This window comes from Stenotrophomonas sp. CASM114, from assembly GCF_049384325.1.
Taxonomy (GTDB): domain Bacteria; phylum Pseudomonadota; class Gammaproteobacteria; order Xanthomonadales; family Xanthomonadaceae; genus Stenotrophomonas; species Stenotrophomonas muris.
In genome coordinates, this window is record NZ_JBMRGJ010000002.1 from 270,818 (window position 1) to 286,487 (window position 15,670).

The window sequence follows — 15,670 nt, forward strand, 5'->3', positions numbered from 1 at the left end:
CGGGGCCAGATCCCTTTTCCCGCGGAAAAGGGATCTGACCCCAGGCGTGCATGCCCGGCGAGCGGGTGGTGTCAGGGCGTATCGGCCACCAGCGCCAGCCAGCGTTCGATGGCGCGGCGGTCGCGCGCGGCCAGCAGCTTCGGGGCACGGGCGCGCAGCGCACCCAGATCGGCTTCGCGGATGGCGCGGCGCACCTCCAGCAACGTACCGGGATGCAGGCTGAACTCGCTCAGGCCCAGCGCCAGCAGCAACGGGGTCATCCGCGCATCACCGGCCATCTCGCCACAGACCGCCACCGGAATGCGGTGGCGTGCGCCGGTCTCGATCACCATCTGCAACAGCCGCAGCACCGCCGGGTGCAACGGTGAATACAACTCGCCCAGCGCCTCGTTGTTGCGGTCGGCGGCCAGCAGGTACTGCACCAGGTCGTTGGTGCCGATCGACAGGAAATCGACCAGATCGATGAAACTCTCCAGCGCCAATGCCGCCGCCGGGACTTCGATCATCGCGCCCAGCGGCACGTGCTCGGACACCATATGGCCTTCGCTGCGCAGCTGTTCGCTCAGCTTGAGCATGCGCCGGCGCACCGCCAGCAGTTCCTCGCGGGTGCTGACCATCGGCACCAGCACGCGCAGCTTGCCGTAGGCCGAGGCGCGCAGGATCGCGCGCAGCTGGGTGTCGGCCACCTTGGGCCGTGCCAGCGACAGGCGCACGCCGCGCAGGCCCAGTGCCGGGTTCTCTTCGTTGCTCAGGGTCAGGCCGGTACGATCGGCCTTGTCCGCACCCAGGTCGAGCGTGCGGATGGTCACCGGCCGGCCGCTCATGCCCAGTGCGGCATCACGGTAGGTCTGGAACTGTTCTTCTTCGTCCGGCAGCTCGTTGCGCTGCAGGAACAGGAATTCGGTGCGGTACAGGCCCAGCCCCTGCGCGCCCAGCGCATGCGCCTGGGTGACGTCCTCCAGCGATTCGGCATTGGCCAGCAGGGCAATGTCGACCTGGTCGCGGGTACGGCTGGGCTTGCTGCGCAGGCGGCCAAGCTCGCGCTGCTCGCGCGCGTGTTCCTTCAGGCGTGCGCGGTAGTCACGCAGGTTGTCGGCCAGCGGGTTGACGGTGATGCTGCCGTCGGCACCGTCGATGATCAGCACGTCGCCGTCGGCGACGCGGCTGAGCAGTTGCGGCACATTGACGATCAGGGGCAGGTGCAGGCTGCGCGCCAGGATCGCGCTGTGCGACAGCGCGCTGCCGGCGGCGGTGACGATGCCGACCACGCCCTGCGCCTGCAGCTGCGCCAGTTCGGATGGGGCGATGTTGTCGCAGACCAGGATCTCGCCGGCCAGGCCCTTCATCACCGGCGGGCGTTCGGGTTGCAGGAAGGCGTGGATGCGGCCGATCACATGGTCGAGATCGTCCATGCGGCTCTTCAGGTAGGCATCGTCCATGCCATCGAAGACCTTGGCCAGGCGGTCACGCTGCAGGCGCAGCGCGTAGCCGGCACTGTACGGGCCGCTGCGGATCAGTTCGTCCAGGCCATACAGCAGCTCGGGGTCGTCCAGCAGCAACGCGTGCAGGTCGAGGAACTCGCCCACTTCCTGGTTCAGTGCGCCATGCAGGCGCTGACGCAGTTCGTGCATTTCCGTACGCGCGGCATCCAGCGCACGGTGCAGGCGGGCCAGTTCGGCCTCGACCTGGTGGGCGGCCACGCGTTGCTCGGCCACTTCCAGTGCATGCGGCAGCCGCACGCGCGCCCGGCCCATCGCCGTTCCGCGCGCCGCGCCATGGCCGGCCAACAGCTGTACCGGCCGTTGGCCGGAAGGGAGCTGGCCGGCGCGTGCGCGTGGCACGCTCAGCTGTCCTCGTCGAAGCGGCGTTCGAACAGGCCCACCACCGCCTCCATCGCGGCGGCTTCATCTTCGCCGTTGATGCGCACGGTGACCGGAGTGCCCTGGCCGGCGGCCAGCAGCATCACGCCCATGATGCTCTTGGCGTTGATCTCACGGCCCTTGGCGGCCATGGTCACGTTGCAGCGGAACGGCGCCAGGGTCTGCACCAGCTTGGCGGTGGCCCGGGCATGCAGGCCCAGGCGGTTGCTGACGGTGAGTTCTCGTTCAAGCATCGTCGACTATCGCTCCATTACGGGTACCCGCCGCGGCTGTGGCGGGCAGTTGATCCAGTCCCTGTTCCGGATAATTCATCACCCGCAGCAACATCGGCAGGCTCAGTGCCGACACCCGGCGAACCGGGGTCCCCAGCCGGGCCAGCTGCCCTGCAAGGTTGGCGGGGCTGGCGCCGTACAGGTCGGTCAGGATCAGCACGCCCTCACCACTGTCGACCCGCCGCAAGGCGGCCGAGGCGAGCGGGAGCAGGGCGTCCATGTCTGCGTCGAACGGTACTTCGAAAGCTTCGGTTTTCAGCGGCAATTGCCGCAGGAGCCGGGTCGCCACGTCAAGCAGGGCGGTCCCGACCCCGGGATGTGTTACGAGGAGAATGCCACAGGTCATTACTGCACGTTAACAGGTCAAGGTGAATCGGCGATAGCAGCAGATGAGGGGCACTGTGTCCCGTATTCAGCGTTATCGGGGTCAGAGCCCTTTTCCCCTGGAAAAGGGATCCGACCCCATGCGTTTTTCGATGCCTGGCAGCGATTCATCCACGCATGGTGTGGATCCATCGTGTCGACCAAGGTCGACACCTACCAACAGCGCACGGAATCTGTCAGAGGCGGGGCGGTGTGGGTAGGCAGGACCGTTGGCGCCATCGAGCCCCCATGGGTGAGGGCGCTTTGCTTGCGAAGCACTGCTTCGCAAGCGCCCGAACGCCCAGCCGCCAGCGGCTGGGCCGGACCCCGGAGGGGGGGTCACGGCGTGTCCTGCCTACCCACACCGCCCCGCCATCCCACGGAATGCCGCTTTTGCTGTTGCTGTTGCTGTTGCCGGCCAGCGGCCGGCACTACCGACGGGTGCCGGGCGCAGCCCGGCCGGCCCCCCTCAATCCTGTTCGCGGTGGTACGTCGCCACGTCCTGCCAGCCCATCTCGCGGGCATGCCGGGCCATGCGCTCGGCCAGGAACACCGAGCGGTGCTTGCCGCCGGTGCAGCCGAACGCCACGGTCACGTAGCTGCGGGTGCCATCACCCAGTTTCGGCAGCCAGGTATCGAGGAAATCCATCAGCTGGGCCAGGTAGCGCTGCACGTCCGGTTGCGCTTCCAGGTAGTCGCGCACACCCGGTTCGCGGCCGCTGAGCGCACGCAGGTCCGGGTCCCAGTGTGGATTGGGCAGCACCCGCGCATCGAACACGAAGTCCGCCTCGGCGGGTACACCGCGCTTGTAGGCGAATGATTCGAACAGCAGCGACAGGCCGGTGGCATGGTCCATCGCGAACTCGGTGATGATCCGCCGCCGCAGTTGGTGCACGTTGAGGTTGCTGGTATCGATCACCGCATCGGCCTCGCGGCGCAATGGCGCGGTCAGCTCGCGCTCGCGGGCGATCGCCTCGGGCAATGACAGGCCCAGCTGGCTCAGCGGATGGCGGCGGCGGGTGTCGGCATAGCGCTTGAGCACCGTTTCGTCGCTGGCCTCGAAGAACAGCACCTTCACTTCCACGCCGGCGTCGGTGGCCAGCTGCCGCCAGTCGCCCAGCTGGCTCAGGTCGGCCTGGCCGCGCACGTCGATGCCCACCGCCAGCCGGCGCGGCGCGCTGCCGTCGTGGTTGGCCAGCAGGCTGCGCACGAAGTCCGGCAGCAGGTGGATCGGCAGGTTGTCCGAGCAGTAGTAGTCCTGATCCTCGAAGGTCTTCAGGGCGACGGATTTACCCGAGCCGGACAGGCCGCTGACGATGATCAGGGTCGGGGCGGAGGGGGTGGCGGTGCTCATGGACAGGCTCTTCGAAGGGCAGGGGAATCAGGGTGTTCGCCGTTCCAGCAGATTGCTGTGGCGGGCGATGAACATCGCTGCCGGATCAATGCCCTTGGTGCGCAGGATGTGCAGGCGGGTGGCGGCTTCGGTCAGCACGGCCAGGTTGCGGCCGGGCATCACCGGCAGGGTGATCAGCGGAACGTCGAGGTCCAGCACATGGCGGGTGCCCGAGTCGCCGGTCAGGCGCTCGTAGCCATGCGGGGTGGGTTCGGTCATCGGCTTGGTCAGGTGGACGATCAGCCGAAGGTACTTGTTCTTCTTTACAGCCGTGTCGCCGAACATCTCGCGCACATTCAGCACGCCCAGGCCGCGCACTTCCAGCAGGTCCTGCAGCAGTTCGGGGCAGGTGCCGTCGAGCACGTCCGGGGCGATCTGGGTGAATTCGGGCGCATCGTCGGCTACCAGCCGATGGCCGCGGCTTAGCAGCTCCAGCGCCAGCTCGCTCTTGCCCGACCCGGCCTCACCGGTGATCAGCACGCCGATGGAATAGATCTCCATGAACACGCCATGCAGGATCACCCGCGGCGCCAGCGTGCGCGCCAGGTGGTAGGACAGGTGGTTGAGCAGTTCGTGGCCGCGCTTGGGCGACAGCCACAGCGGTGTACCGGATTCATCGGCGGCCGCGCGCAGGTCTTCCGGGCACGCCTGGTTGCGGGTCAGCACCAGCGCCAGCGGATGCGACTGCATGATCTTCTCGATGGTTTCCCAACGCTGGCGGGGTTCCAGCGCGTCCAGCCAGGACAGTTCCTCGGTGCCCAGGATCTGCACCTTGTTGGGATAGATCGCATTGAGGTAGCCGGCCAGCGACGGACGCCGCGAGACCGTGTTGCCGGCCTCCAGCTCGCGTTTCTCACCGGATTTGCCAGCGGCCCAGCGCAGCCCCAGCCGCTCGCGCTGCTGTTCGAACAGTTCACGGGCGGTGATGCTGGTATTCATGCGGCACTCGCAGGTGGGGTCATGTCCAGCGCCTCGCGCAGCGCCCGGGCATCGCCGGCTTCGCGCAGGGCCTGGCGGATGTCCGGTGCGGAAAACAGCTCGGCCAGCTCGGACAGCAGCATCAGGTGCTGGTGGGTGTAGTGGGCGGGGACGGCCATCGCGAACACCAGGTCCACCGGTTCGTCGCCGCCGAAATCGACCGGGGTCGCCAGTCGCAGCAGGGCGCCACGGGGGCGGTCCAGGGTCGGCGCGCGGCCGTGGGGGATGGCGATGCCGTGGCCGATCGCGGTGCTGCCCAGGGCTTCGCGCTGGCACAGGTTCAGATAGATCTGTTCGGCGTTGGCCTGGCGGCAGGCCAGCAACCCGGCGGCGGCCTGCAGGACGCTGTCACGGTCGGTGGCCGTGCAGAGCTGGGTCTGCACGGCCGCCAGGAGGTCAGTCAGGGGCATGTCTGCGGGGAACGGTGGCGATCAGCCACCATTGTCGCCCACCGGCAGCGGTGCGTGCTGCTGTTTTTTCTCCTTGTGCTTGATGACCAGGCGGTCAAGCTTGTCCGCGAGCAGGTCGATCGCGGCATACATGGTCTGGCCGCCGGCCTCGGCGTGCAGGGTCTGCCCCGGAATGTTGAGGCTGGCGTCGACGTGGTGTTCGGTCTTCTGCAGCTTGAGGGTCACCCGCGCTTCGCAGTGCTGGTCGAAGTGTTTTCCGATCCGGGCCAGCTTCTCCTCTACATAGGACTGCAGGGCCGGGGTGACTTCGACGTCTTTGCCAAACGTTTCGATGCGCATCGGGTTTCTCCTGTGTTCGGATGTGCCAATGAACCTCTCCGCCGGGCGCGGCGGCGCGTCAAGCGATTCTGACCCTTTCGTGCGAGGCGGAAATGTTCATGGCTTCACGATACTTCGCCACGGTGCGTCGCGCTACTGGAATTCCCGACGATTTGAGCAGGTCAGCCAGCTTGGCGTCAGAAAGCGGCTTGCGCGGGTTCTCGTCGTCGATCAGGCGGCGGATCATCGCCTGGATGGCCGTGCTGGACGCCTCGCCACCGCCTTCGGTATCGATGCCCGAGGCGAAGAAGGCGCGCAGCGGCAGGGTGCCGCGTGGCGTGCGCACGTGCTTGCGGGCGATCGCGCGCGACACCGTGGATTCGTGCAGGCCCAGCTCGGCGGCGATCTCGCGCAGGGTCAGCGGGCGCAGCGCCTGCTCGCCGAATTCGAGGAAGCCGGCCTGTTGCAGGATCAGGCTGCGCACCACCCGCAGCAGGGTTTCGCCGCGCTGCTGCAGGCCCTTCAGCAGCCAGCGCGCCTCCTGCAGCTGGCCGCGCAGGTAGCCGGCGTCGGCCTCGCCACAGCGGCGGATCAGCTGTTCGTAGCCACGGTGGATCACCACCTTCGGCCCGGCATGGGCCGCCAGCGCTGCGCGCCAGATGCCGTTCTGCCGCCACACCACCACGTCGGGCACCACGTAGGTGTCCTGCGACAGCGGCGCGATCTGCGTGCCCGGACGCGGGTCCAGCGAGCGCAGCAGCGCGACCGCCGTCTCGACCTCGTCCAGCGGCTGTTTCAGTTCATGCGCCAGCCCGGAGACGCCACTGCGCGGCAGCCGTTCCAGCGGGCCTGCGGCAATCTGTCGCGCCAGCGCCAGCCCCGGCGTGTCGGCAGGCAACACGTCCAGCTGCAGCTGCAGGCACTCGCCGAGCGTGCGCGCGGCAACGCCGACCGGGTCGAAACGCTGGATGCGACGCAGCACCGCGAGGATTTCATCCTCACCGGCATGGACCGCCGGCAGCAGGGTTTCGGCGATGGTGGCCAGCGGTTCGCGCAGGTAACCATCGTCGTCCAGCGCATCGATCAGTGCAGCGCCGATGCTGCGGTCATGCGTGGAAAGATGCGACAGGTGCAGCTGCCACAGCAGGTGGTCGGCCAGCGTTTCGGTTTCCGCCACGCGCTCGGCGGCACTGCCGGTGTCATCGTCATCGTCGAAGCTGCCACCACTGCCGGCGGCACTCCAGTCGAGTTCGGCCGGCGCCCAGTCGTCGCCGTTGTCGGTGCGTTCGGCGGGCGCGTCGGCATCGGTGCTGTCGCTGGCCTCATTGGCGGCACTGCTGTCGTTGCTGTCGGCCCAGTCCAGCAGCGGATTGCTCTCCACGGCCTGGGCGATTTCAAGCTCCAGCTCGGTCGTGGACATCTGCAGCAGCTTGATCGCCTGCTGCAGCTGGGGCGTGAGCACCAGCTGTTGTCCCAACGATGTCTGCAGCCGAGTCTTCATGCCTGTGCCGAACGGAAGGAAAGGGACCCGGCGCCTGCGGTCACAGCTTGAAGGAATCCCCAAGGTAGACGCGACGTACGTCGGCGTTGTCCAGGATCGCCTCCGGCGAGCCCTGGGCCAGCACGGTGCCCTCGGCGAGGATATACGCGCGGTCGCAGATTCCCAAGGTCTCGCGCACGTTGTGGTCGGTGATCAGCACGCCGATGCCACGCTGCTTGAGATGGGTGACGATGCGCTGGATTTCACCCACCGAGATCGGGTCGACACCGGCAAACGGTTCGTCGAGCAGGATCAGGCGCGGCTGCGCGGCAAGTGCGCGGGCGATCTCGCAGCGACGACGTTCGCCACCGGACAGGCTGGCGCCGAGCTGGTCGGCCACATGGCCCAGCTGCAGCTCGTCGAGCAGGCTGTTCAATTCGCGTTCGCGGCCGGCCGAATCCAGGTCTTCGCGAAGCTCCAGTACCAGGCGGAGGTTGTCGGCCACCGTCAGCTTGCGGAACACCGACGGCTCCTGCGGCAGGTAGCCCACGCCCTGCTTGGCACGGGTGTACATCGGATCGCTGGTGATGTCCTTGCCGTCGAGCACGATGCTGCCGGCATCGGCGGCGACCAGGCCGACGATCATGTAGAAGCAGGTGGTCTTGCCGGCACCGTTGGGGCCGAGCAGGCCCACCACTTCACCGGCGTCGAGGGTCAGCCCGAAGTCCTTCACGACTTCGCGCTGCTTGTAGCGCTTGCGCAGGCCCTTGGCGACGAGCATTACTTCTTGCTCCCGGCCGGCTTGGCCGACGTGCTGGCCGGCGCCGCCGCCTTGGGCGTGGCCGCCGGCTGTGCCGCCGCGTTCTTGTTCTTCGGCGGAATGACGGTGCGCACGCGGCTGCCATCGCCACCGGAATTCATTTCGCCGCTACGGGTGTTGTAGACCATGCGCTGGCCGGCATTGGTGCCGCGCGCGCTGGTGACCTTGTAGTTGCCGGTCAGGGTGATGATCTCGGTCTTGATGTCGTAGTCGATGCGATCAGCCACCGCGTCCATCCAGGTGCCATCGTCGAGCTGCTGCTTCATCGTGGCCTGTTTGCCGGTGAACACCGCACGCACGGCCTCGCCGTCCTTCAGGTAGATCTCGGCTTCGGACGAGCGGATGTCCAGCGAGCCCTGGGTGACGGTCACGCCCTGCGAGAGTACGGTCTTGCCATCGCCGGTGAGCACGCCCGACTGCGCGCCGGAGTCGATGTTCATGTTCTCGTTGCGGTCGGTGGACTTGGCAAAGGCAGCGCTGGGAACAAGGAGACCGAGCGCGAGTACGGCTGCAAAGGGAATCTTCATCGGGGTCCGTTCTACCGGTGGGGCCGCCCGGGAAACCGGGGGCGGATGGGTGGGCTGCCTGCCTTGCGCCTGTCCGGGGACGTCGCAGGAGGGCGGCGGAATCAGCGTCGGGGCGTGTAACGGCCCTTGGACTGGCTGAGGAAATGATACGTGTTGTTCTTCGAATCCACCTCGAAGCCAACGCCGGACTGTTCCATGCCGGGGCGGGTCATGGTGACCAGCGCATCGGTGCGGGCACGGTTCTCCTTCGGGAACACGTCCAGGTGGTCGGTGCGGAAGGTGGTCGGCACCACGCCCGGATCGGCCGGGCTGTCGCCGGCGACATTGCCGCGCAGCTTCATCTGGTCGCCCTTGGCGCTGAACCAGCCAGTCTCGGCACGCAGGGTCCAGTGCTTGCCATCCTTGTCCGGCATCTCGAACAGCGGCGTGGCGATGTTGATGGTCTGGTCGCCACGCTGGCGCTCCAGCAACGGTGCGCGCAGGGTGGTCGATTCCTTGCCGTGCTCATCCAGGGCGACGACCTGGAAGTCGTGCAGGACGTAGTCCACGCCGACATCCTGGCCGGCAGTGGCCGGACCCTTGTCGCGGTTGCGCAGGGCCGCCCAGCTGCTGAGCAGGGCCGCCAGCAGCAGGCCGATGCCGAGCAGGGTGCGCCAGTTCAGGCTCGGCAGGTTCATGCGCCGAACCTCGCCAGGACCGCGTCCACATGGCCCTGCGCGGCCAGCAGGATGTCACACAGCTCACGGGCTGCACCACGTCCGCCATCGGCGCGGGTCTGCCAATGCACGCGCTCGGCGATCCACGGGTGGGCGTTGGCCGGCGCCACCGCCAGGCCGACCGCGCCCAGCGGTGCCAGGTCAGGCAGGTCGTCGCCCATGAAGGCCACCTGCTCCAGGCCGACGCCGTGCTGCGCACACAGCGCCTGCACGCTGGCCAGCTTGTCGCCCACGGCGATCTGGGTATCGATGCCGAGGTCGGCGCCGCGCCTGAGCGCGGACTGGCTGTTGCGCGCGGTGATCAGCACGGGGTGGATGCCGTGCTGCTGCAGCAGTTTCAGGCCCAGGCCATCCTGCACGAAGTACGCCTTGCTCTCGTTGCCGTCCTTGTCGTAGTACAGCCGACCGTCGGTGAGGGTGCCGTCCACGTCGAAGCAGGCCAGGCGGACGCGGGCCGCGGCGGCATGCAGGTGGGCGGGGAAGGCGGGCAGGGGGGACCAGGGCATCAGGGTGGCAGGCTCGGTGGATTCGGGTTGGGACGGTACAGACTGAATGGGGTCTACGGACTGTCGGTTAAACCACCCGGGCCCGCAACAGGTCATGAATGTTCAGGGCACCGACCGCCCGGCCCTGGTCGTCAACCACGATCAGGCCCGTGATCTTGTGGGTCTCCATCAGCCGGGCAGCCTCCACCGCCAGCTGGTCGGCGCCGATGGTACGTGGGTTTCGGGTCATCACATCGGCGATCTTCGCGGTGCGCACGTCCAGCGCGCTGTCCAGCGCCCGGCGCAGGTCACCGTCGGTGAACAGGCCGATCAGCACACCGTCGGCATCGACCACGGCGGTCATGCCCAGCCGCTTGCGGCTCATTTCGACCAGCGCCTCGCTGAGGCTGGCGTCGGCCCCCACGCTGGGCAGGTCCTTCCCGGTGTGCATGACGTCGGTGATATGCAGCAGCAGGCGGCGGCCGAGGCTGCCGGCCGGGTGCGAGCGGGCGAAATCGTCGGCGGTGAAGCCGCGTGCGTCGAGCAGGGCCACGGCCAGCGCATCGCCCATCGCCAGCGAGGCGGTGGTGCTGGAGGTCGGCGCCAGCGCCAGCGGGCAGGCCTCGGCCGGCACGCTGACGTCCAGGTGGATATCGGCGGCGGTGGCCAGGCTGGACTGCGGGCGGCCGGTCATGGAAATCAGCACGTTGCCCTGGCGCTTGAGCACCGGCAGCAGCATCAGCACTTCGTCCGATTCGCCCGAATAGGACAGGGCCAGCACCACGTCGGCCTCGGTGATCATGCCCAGGTCACCATGGCCGGCTTCGCCCGGATGCACGTAGAACGCGGGAGTGCCGGTGGAGGCCAGCGTAGCGGCGATCTTGCGGGCGATGTGCCCGGACTTGCCCATGCCGGTGGCGACCACCCGGCCGCGGCTGGCCAGGATCGCCTGGCAAGCCTGCTGGAAGGCCTCGCCGAGGCGGTCGGCCACGGCATCCAGCGCCTGCCGCTCGATCTCGAAGACGCGGCGGCCGCTGGCGACCAGGCCGGCAGGGTCGACGGAACGGGGGGGCAACAGGGATTCGGCCATGCGGACGCCACGCAGCGGAAGTAGAATGGAGGCACATTTTATTAGGAAAGCCCGTTGGACGCCGACACCATCCGCAACCTGATCGAAACCGGCCTGCCCGGCGCCCGCGCCGACGTGCAGGGCGACGATGGCGTGCATTTCGAAGCGACCGTGGTCTGCGAGGCCTTTGCCGGCAAGATGCCGCTGGCCCGCCACCGGATGGTCTATGCCACCCTGGGCGACCTGATGGGCGGCGCGATCCACGCGCTGGCGCTGAAAACCGTGACCCCGGCCGAAGCCGGCTGAACCGCAGAAGATCCCGAATACATGGCCAAGATCGTTGTGACCGGCGGCGCTGCGCTGCACGGTGAAGTGAGCATCTCCGGCGCCAAGAACGCCGTCCTCCCCATTCTCTGCGCGACCCTGCTGGCCGATGCGCCGGTGGAGATCACCAACGTGCCGCACCTGCACGATGTGGTCACCACGGTGAAGCTGCTGGGTGAACTGGGTGCCAAGGTCACCATCGACCAGGGCACGCTGTCGCGCGGCAGTGCGATCGTGGTCGACCCGCGCCCGGTCAACCAGCATGTCGCCCCGTACGAGCTGGTCAAGACCATGCGCGCCTCGATCCTGGTGCTGGGCCCGCTGCTGGCCCGCTTCGGCGCGGCGGAAGTGTCGCTGCCCGGCGGCTGCGCGATCGGCTCGCGTCCGGTCGACCAGCACATCAAGGGCCTGCAGGCGCTGGGCGCCGAGATCGTGGTCGAGAACGGCTTCATCAAGGCCACGGCCAAGCGCCTGAAGGGCGGCCATTTCACCTTCGACATGGTCAGCGTTACCGGCACCGAGAACGTGCTGATGGGCGCGGTACTGGCCGAAGGCACCACCATCCTCGACAACTGTGCGATGGAACCGGAAGTGACCGATCTGGCGCATTGCCTGATCGCGCTGGGCGCGAAGATCGAAGGCCTGGGCACTGCCCGCCTGGTCATCGAAGGCGTCGAGCGCCTGTCCGGCGGCCGCCATGAAGTGCTGCCCGACCGCATCGAGACCGGCACCTTCCTGGTGGCTGCGGCGATGACCGGCGGCAAGGTCACGGTCAACCGTGCGCGCCCGAACACCATGGACGCGGTGCTGTCCAAGCTGGTCGAAGCCGGTGCGAAGATCGAGACCACCGACGACACCATCACCCTGGACATGCAGGGCAAGCGGCCGAAGGCGGTCAACCTGACCACTGCGCCGTACCCGGCGTTCCCGACCGACATGCAGGCGCAGTTCATGGCGCTCAACTGCGTGGCCGACGGCGTCGGCGTGATCAACGAAACGATCTTCGAAAACCGTTTCATGCACGTCAACGAGTTGCTGCGCCTGGGCGCGGACATCCAGGTCGAAGGCCACACCGCCATCGTGCGGGGCAGCGAGCACCTGAGTGGCGCACCGGTGATGGCCACCGACCTGCGTGCCTCGGCCTCGCTGATCCTGGCCGGCCTGATGGCCAGCGGCGAGACCACCATCGACCGCATCTACCACCTTGACCGTGGCTACGAGAACATCGAAGAGAAGCTGTCTTCGCTCGGTGCCACCATCCGGCGCGTGCCATGATCCTGCGCGGCAAGTTCAGCCCGCGTCGCAAGGCGCTGCTGGCGCTGGTGCTGATCGTGCTGGCGTGGCTGGGCTACGCCTGGTACGCCAACATCGCCATCACCCAGGGCATCGAGCAGAAGGACATGGACTGGAATGGCGATGGCACGGTCTCGCGCGACGAGATCATCGAGTCGTTCTATGCGGTTGCGGTGAATGACAGCCAGGACGGCAACCGCCATTGCCGCACCTTCGTCTGGCGCAGCACCGGCGAGCAGATCCGCGTGGACTGCCGTACCGAGTTCAAGCCGGCGGCGGCCGAAGAAAAGAAGTAAGAAAAACGCCCGCGAAAGCGGGCGTTTTCTTTTCGCGGGGCCCGGGGTCGGATCCCTTTCCATCGGAAAGGGCTCCGACCCCAGCCACACAACCGGGGTCAGAGCCCATCCCCGAGGGGATGGGATCCGACCCCGGCACTCAGTTCATCGCCTTGATGGTCAGGTCCAGGGCATCGCGGTCGTTCTCCCGCTGCAGCATGCGCGCCGGCACCGGGAACTCCGGCACGATCCAGGCGATCAGCTCCTTGTTGCCGTCGGCACGCGAGACCTTGGTCGCTTCGTAGCTCTTGCCGCCCACGGTGATCGACTCCTTGCCGATCACGCGGTAGGTCATGTTCTTGATGCGGCCTTCGTCGACCATGCGATAGGTCAGCGGCTTGCCGGCGGCGAGGTCACGGGCGATCGCCAGGTTGATCAGCAGCGCGTCCATGTCACCGGATTTCAGTGCGATAGGTCCAGCGCGGTCCGGCTTGATGTCGCCGGTCCAGGTGGCCTGGTTGCTGGTCCAGTTGTAGTTGGCCTGCACGTTGCGCTTCTTCACCAGCAGCGCCGAACGGTCCTGGCTGCTGAGCGGGCGCAGCTGGCCGCGCACTTCTTCGAACACGGTGCTCTGGCTCAGGTCGGCCAGCTGGTTCTTCACCTGCAGCGTGTAGCGCCACTTGTTGGCACCCTCGCTGCTCAGCGTCATGCTGCCATTGGCCTGCATGCCCATGTAGCTGGCCAGGTAATCGGCCTTGAACGGCTGCAGGGCCATGGCCGGCAGGCTGGCCACCGACAGCGCGGCTGCAGCGATCCAGGTGAGGGGGCGGGTCAGGGTGCTCATGCTCAGACTCCTTGGTATTCGATCAGGCGCAGATCGACGCGGTCTTCGCCGTCTTCGCGTTGCAGGATGCGCACCGGGGTGGGGACACCGTTGGCGATCCAGAGGATGGTTTCGTTGTTGCCGCCGTTGGTCCGGTAGACCCGCAGCGCGTTGTAGGACAGGTCGCCGACCTCGACGTTCTCGGTCTGCGGCGCGGCCTGGTAGTCGTGCTGGCGGACCTTGCCCATGTCCACGTAGCGGTAGTGCATGGTGGCACCCGGACGGGCATCCCGCATGATCGCCAGGTTGATCAGCAGGGCGCTCTGGTCGCCCGGCTGCAGCGGAATCGGCTGCGCACGCTTCTTCTCGACGTCGCCGGTCCACTGCGCGGTACCGGCCTGCCAGTTGTACGTGCCGACCGCCTTCTTGCCCAGGAACAGGCCCTTGCGCACCGTGCTCTGGCTCAGCGGTGCATAGGCGCCGGCGCGCTCCTCGAACACCGTGCTCTGCTCGATGTTCAGGCCCAGCACGCTGGCAAAGCCGCGGCGGCCGACCACCTGCATGTCGACCCGCCACTGGTTGCCGCCGGTATGGGTGACCTGCATGCTGGCGTCGCCGGCCTCCTTGCCTTTGTAGAAGGCCTGGTAGGTGGCGCTGAACGGCTGCAGCGGCGGCGGTTCCCACGCCAAGGCCGGCAGGGCCGGGGCCGCCGCTTCGGCCGGCGGTTGCACCGCTGGCACCGGCGCCGGAGCCGGCGAGGCGGCAGGCGCCTGCGCCTGGCCCCAACCCACGCCGGGAAGCACGACAAGCGACAGCAGCAGTGAAGTGGACAGCAGGGTCGTGGTCTTCATGGAAGAGAGGAGCCGCAGGAGGTGGGCAGGATGCCAGCCCCGCAGTCAGCGGGGCGTGTGCGTGGGCGTTACCGGTTCAGGTTCCCGGCGGAATCTAGGGCCAGCGGGCTAAACAGGGGGTGACCGTCCAGTTGCGGCTGGCCCTCCCGTTCAGTCAGGCGGCCGGCGCACAGCAGCTGCAGCGTGGCGATCAGCAGGGGATGCTCCACCGCCAGCACACGCGCGGCCAGGGTGTCGGCGTCATCGCCGGGCAGCACCGGTACCCGCACCTGGGCCAGCACGGCGCCGGCGTCCAGCTCGGGTACGACCAGGTGCACGCTGGCACCGTGCTCGGCATCGCCTGCATCCAGTGCCCGCGCATGCGTGTCCAGCCCCTTGTGCAGCGGCAGCAGTGACGGGTGGATGTTGACCAGGCGGCCATTGAAGCGCTGCACGAAGGCGGCGCCGAGTATGCGCATGTAGCCGGCGCAGACGATCCAGTCCGGTGCGACCGCGGCCAGTGCGTCGCCCAGTGCCTGCTCGTAGGCGGCGCGGTCCTGGAATTCCTTCGGCGCATGCGCCCAGCGCAGGTTGGCGCTGACCCGCTGCAGCGCGGCGGCGGCCGGGCGGTCGGAAAATACGCCGACGACCTCGGCGCGCAGGCGTCCCGCAGCGATGGCATCGAGGATGGCCTGCAGGTTGCTGCCGCGGCCGGAGGCAAGCACGGCAATGCGGGTGGGCGCGGTCATTGCGGGGTACTCCGGCGGATCAGCGGCCAGGTCAGCAGGCTGCCCACGGTGGCCATCAGCATGTCGGCATGGGCGTCCCACATGTCGCCCTGCTGCCCGTTGTAGGCCTCGGCGGCGTCCGGCGACAGGGCGAGCGCGATGGCCCATTCGAACCACTCGTAGACCAGGCTGGCGCACATCACCGTCATCACCACCAGGGCGAAGGCCTGGCCGCGGCGCAGCGCCGGCCAGGCGTGACGTGCCAGCTGCAGCAGTGCCGGCGTGAAACAGACGCCGAACAGGAAGTGGATGAGGCGGTCGAAATGATTGCGCTGCCAGCCGAACGCCGCATTCGGCGACCAGCCGATCAGCGCCTGCGTCCACGCGTCGTAGGGAACGTTCGAGTACAGCCAGCGGGCGGCCACACAGTGCAGCGCGATGAAGCCGCAGATCGCGATGAAGGCACCGTTGCCCAGCCAGCCACCCCGGCGGTCGACCCACAGCAGGGCGCCCAGGCCGATCACGGTCAGCGTGCTGTGCAGCGCCTGCTCGGTGGGCCACAGCGGCTGGATCCAGCTGACCGCGAATACCGCCAGCACGGCAGCGAAGGCCAGCTTCTTGGGGCCCGAGAAACGGAAGGCGCTGAGCGAAGCGGTCGTGAGGAGGGCAGGCGCGGACATGGGAAG

General features: G+C 67.8%; 20 protein-coding genes. 3 read left to right on the forward strand and 17 right to left on the reverse strand.

All coding sequences use genetic code 11. From position 1 onward, the window contains the following. Nucleotides 1-71: 71 nt before the first annotated feature. The 13 genes from ptsP to VG566_RS03885 form a co-directional block, all read right to left on the reverse strand. The gene (gene ptsP / locus VG566_RS03825) at nucleotides 72-1,841 is read right to left on the reverse strand and encodes a phosphoenolpyruvate--protein phosphotransferase (protein WP_032958484.1); all 1,770 of its coding nucleotides are present in this window, start codon (nucleotides 1,839-1,841) and stop codon (nucleotides 72-74) included. A 2-nt stretch (nucleotides 1,842-1,843) separates the two neighbouring features. Next, entirely contained in the window at nucleotides 1,844-2,113 is a 270-nt protein-coding gene (locus VG566_RS03830; RefSeq protein ID WP_005408385.1) for an HPr family phosphocarrier protein, read from the reverse strand. Then, nucleotides 2,106-2,498 carry a PTS sugar transporter subunit IIA gene (locus tag VG566_RS03835; protein WP_032958481.1) on the reverse strand — a complete coding sequence of 131 codons (393 nt, stop codon included), beginning with the start codon at nucleotides 2,496-2,498 and terminating at the stop codon, nucleotides 2,106-2,108. Before VG566_RS03835 ends, VG566_RS03830 begins: the two co-directional genes overlap by 8 nt. 486 nt (nucleotides 2,499-2,984) lie before the next feature. Continuing rightward, entirely contained in the window at nucleotides 2,985-3,869 is an 885-nt protein-coding gene (gene rapZ / locus VG566_RS03840; RefSeq protein ID WP_014646231.1) for an RNase adapter RapZ, read from the reverse strand. 27 nt (nucleotides 3,870-3,896) lie between these two features. Continuing rightward, nucleotides 3,897-4,847: an HPr(Ser) kinase/phosphatase gene (hprK, locus tag VG566_RS03845; RefSeq protein WP_005408388.1), complete on the reverse strand. Its 951-nt coding sequence runs from the start codon at nucleotides 4,845-4,847 to the stop codon at nucleotides 3,897-3,899. Next, on the reverse strand, nucleotides 4,844-5,296 hold the full coding sequence (locus tag VG566_RS03850) for a PTS sugar transporter subunit IIA (RefSeq protein WP_032130191.1): 453 nt from the start codon (nucleotides 5,294-5,296) through the stop codon (nucleotides 4,844-4,846). The genes hprK and VG566_RS03850 overlap by 4 nt, the downstream gene beginning before the upstream one ends. A 21-nt stretch (nucleotides 5,297-5,317) precedes the next feature. Continuing rightward, on the reverse strand, nucleotides 5,318-5,635 hold the full coding sequence (gene hpf, locus VG566_RS03855; RefSeq protein ID WP_005415556.1) for a ribosome hibernation-promoting factor, HPF/YfiA family: 318 nt from the start codon (nucleotides 5,633-5,635) through the stop codon (nucleotides 5,318-5,320). 58 nt (nucleotides 5,636-5,693) lie between these two features. Next, entirely contained in the window at nucleotides 5,694-7,115 is a 1,422-nt protein-coding gene (locus VG566_RS03860) for an RNA polymerase factor sigma-54 (protein WP_241884082.1), read from the reverse strand. A 40-nt stretch (nucleotides 7,116-7,155) separates the two neighbouring features. Continuing rightward, the gene (gene lptB, locus VG566_RS03865; protein WP_005415558.1) at nucleotides 7,156-7,875 is read right to left on the reverse strand and encodes an LPS export ABC transporter ATP-binding protein; all 720 of its coding nucleotides are present in this window, start codon (nucleotides 7,873-7,875) and stop codon (nucleotides 7,156-7,158) included. After that, the gene (gene lptA, locus VG566_RS03870) at nucleotides 7,875-8,441 is read right to left on the reverse strand and encodes a lipopolysaccharide transport periplasmic protein LptA (protein WP_032959333.1); all 567 of its coding nucleotides are present in this window, start codon (nucleotides 8,439-8,441) and stop codon (nucleotides 7,875-7,877) included. The genes lptB and lptA overlap by 1 nt, the downstream gene beginning before the upstream one ends. Before the next feature lie 101 nt (nucleotides 8,442-8,542). After that, nucleotides 8,543-9,118 (reverse strand): LPS export ABC transporter periplasmic protein LptC, encoded by a 576-nt coding sequence (gene lptC / locus VG566_RS03875; protein ID WP_241884083.1) that lies wholly within the window; start codon nucleotides 9,116-9,118, stop codon nucleotides 8,543-8,545. Beyond that, nucleotides 9,115-9,663, reverse strand: coding sequence for a KdsC family phosphatase (locus VG566_RS03880; RefSeq protein WP_164109425.1), 549 nt, complete (start codon nucleotides 9,661-9,663; stop codon nucleotides 9,115-9,117). Before VG566_RS03880 ends, lptC begins: the two co-directional genes overlap by 4 nt. A 67-nt stretch (nucleotides 9,664-9,730) precedes the next feature. Continuing rightward, complete coding sequence (locus VG566_RS03885) at nucleotides 9,731-10,732, reverse strand: KpsF/GutQ family sugar-phosphate isomerase (protein WP_241884084.1); 1,002 nt, start codon at nucleotides 10,730-10,732, stop codon at nucleotides 9,731-9,733. A 54-nt stretch (nucleotides 10,733-10,786) separates the two neighbouring features. Between VG566_RS03885 and VG566_RS03890 the strand changes: the two genes are divergently transcribed. From VG566_RS03890 to VG566_RS03900, 3 genes are read left to right on the forward strand one after another with little or no spacing between them, the layout of a single operon-like run. After that, entirely contained in the window at nucleotides 10,787-11,017 is a 231-nt protein-coding gene (locus VG566_RS03890) for a BolA family protein (RefSeq protein WP_005408396.1), read from the forward strand. Between the two features lie 21 nt (nucleotides 11,018-11,038). Next, nucleotides 11,039-12,310, forward strand: a complete 1,272-nt coding sequence (gene murA, locus VG566_RS03895; RefSeq protein ID WP_014646237.1) for a UDP-N-acetylglucosamine 1-carboxyvinyltransferase — start codon at nucleotides 11,039-11,041, stop codon at nucleotides 12,308-12,310. Further along, the gene (locus VG566_RS03900) at nucleotides 12,307-12,624 is read left to right on the forward strand and encodes a hypothetical protein (protein WP_032957609.1); all 318 of its coding nucleotides are present in this window, start codon (nucleotides 12,307-12,309) and stop codon (nucleotides 12,622-12,624) included. Before murA ends, VG566_RS03900 begins: the two co-directional genes overlap by 4 nt. 139 nt (nucleotides 12,625-12,763) lie before the next feature. On the opposite strand, the gene VG566_RS03905 is transcribed toward VG566_RS03900, so the two are convergent. The 4 genes from VG566_RS03905 to VG566_RS03920 all read right to left on the reverse strand — a co-directional run bounded on the left by VG566_RS03905 (nucleotide 12,764) and on the right by VG566_RS03920 (nucleotide 15,664). Continuing rightward, entirely contained in the window at nucleotides 12,764-13,447 is a 684-nt protein-coding gene (locus VG566_RS03905) for a DUF3108 domain-containing protein (protein ID WP_014036249.1), read from the reverse strand. 2 nt (nucleotides 13,448-13,449) lie between these two features. Then, nucleotides 13,450-14,277, reverse strand: coding sequence for a DUF3108 domain-containing protein (locus tag VG566_RS03910; protein ID WP_049405384.1), 828 nt, complete (start codon nucleotides 14,275-14,277; stop codon nucleotides 13,450-13,452). 68 nt (nucleotides 14,278-14,345) lie between these two features. After that, entirely contained in the window at nucleotides 14,346-15,005 is a 660-nt protein-coding gene (gene purN, locus VG566_RS03915) for a phosphoribosylglycinamide formyltransferase (RefSeq protein ID WP_014646240.1), read from the reverse strand. Next, complete coding sequence (locus tag VG566_RS03920; protein ID WP_241884085.1) at nucleotides 15,002-15,664, reverse strand: DUF2238 domain-containing protein; 663 nt, start codon at nucleotides 15,662-15,664, stop codon at nucleotides 15,002-15,004. Before VG566_RS03920 ends, purN begins: the two co-directional genes overlap by 4 nt. Between the last annotated feature and the right edge of the window lie 6 nt (nucleotides 15,665-15,670).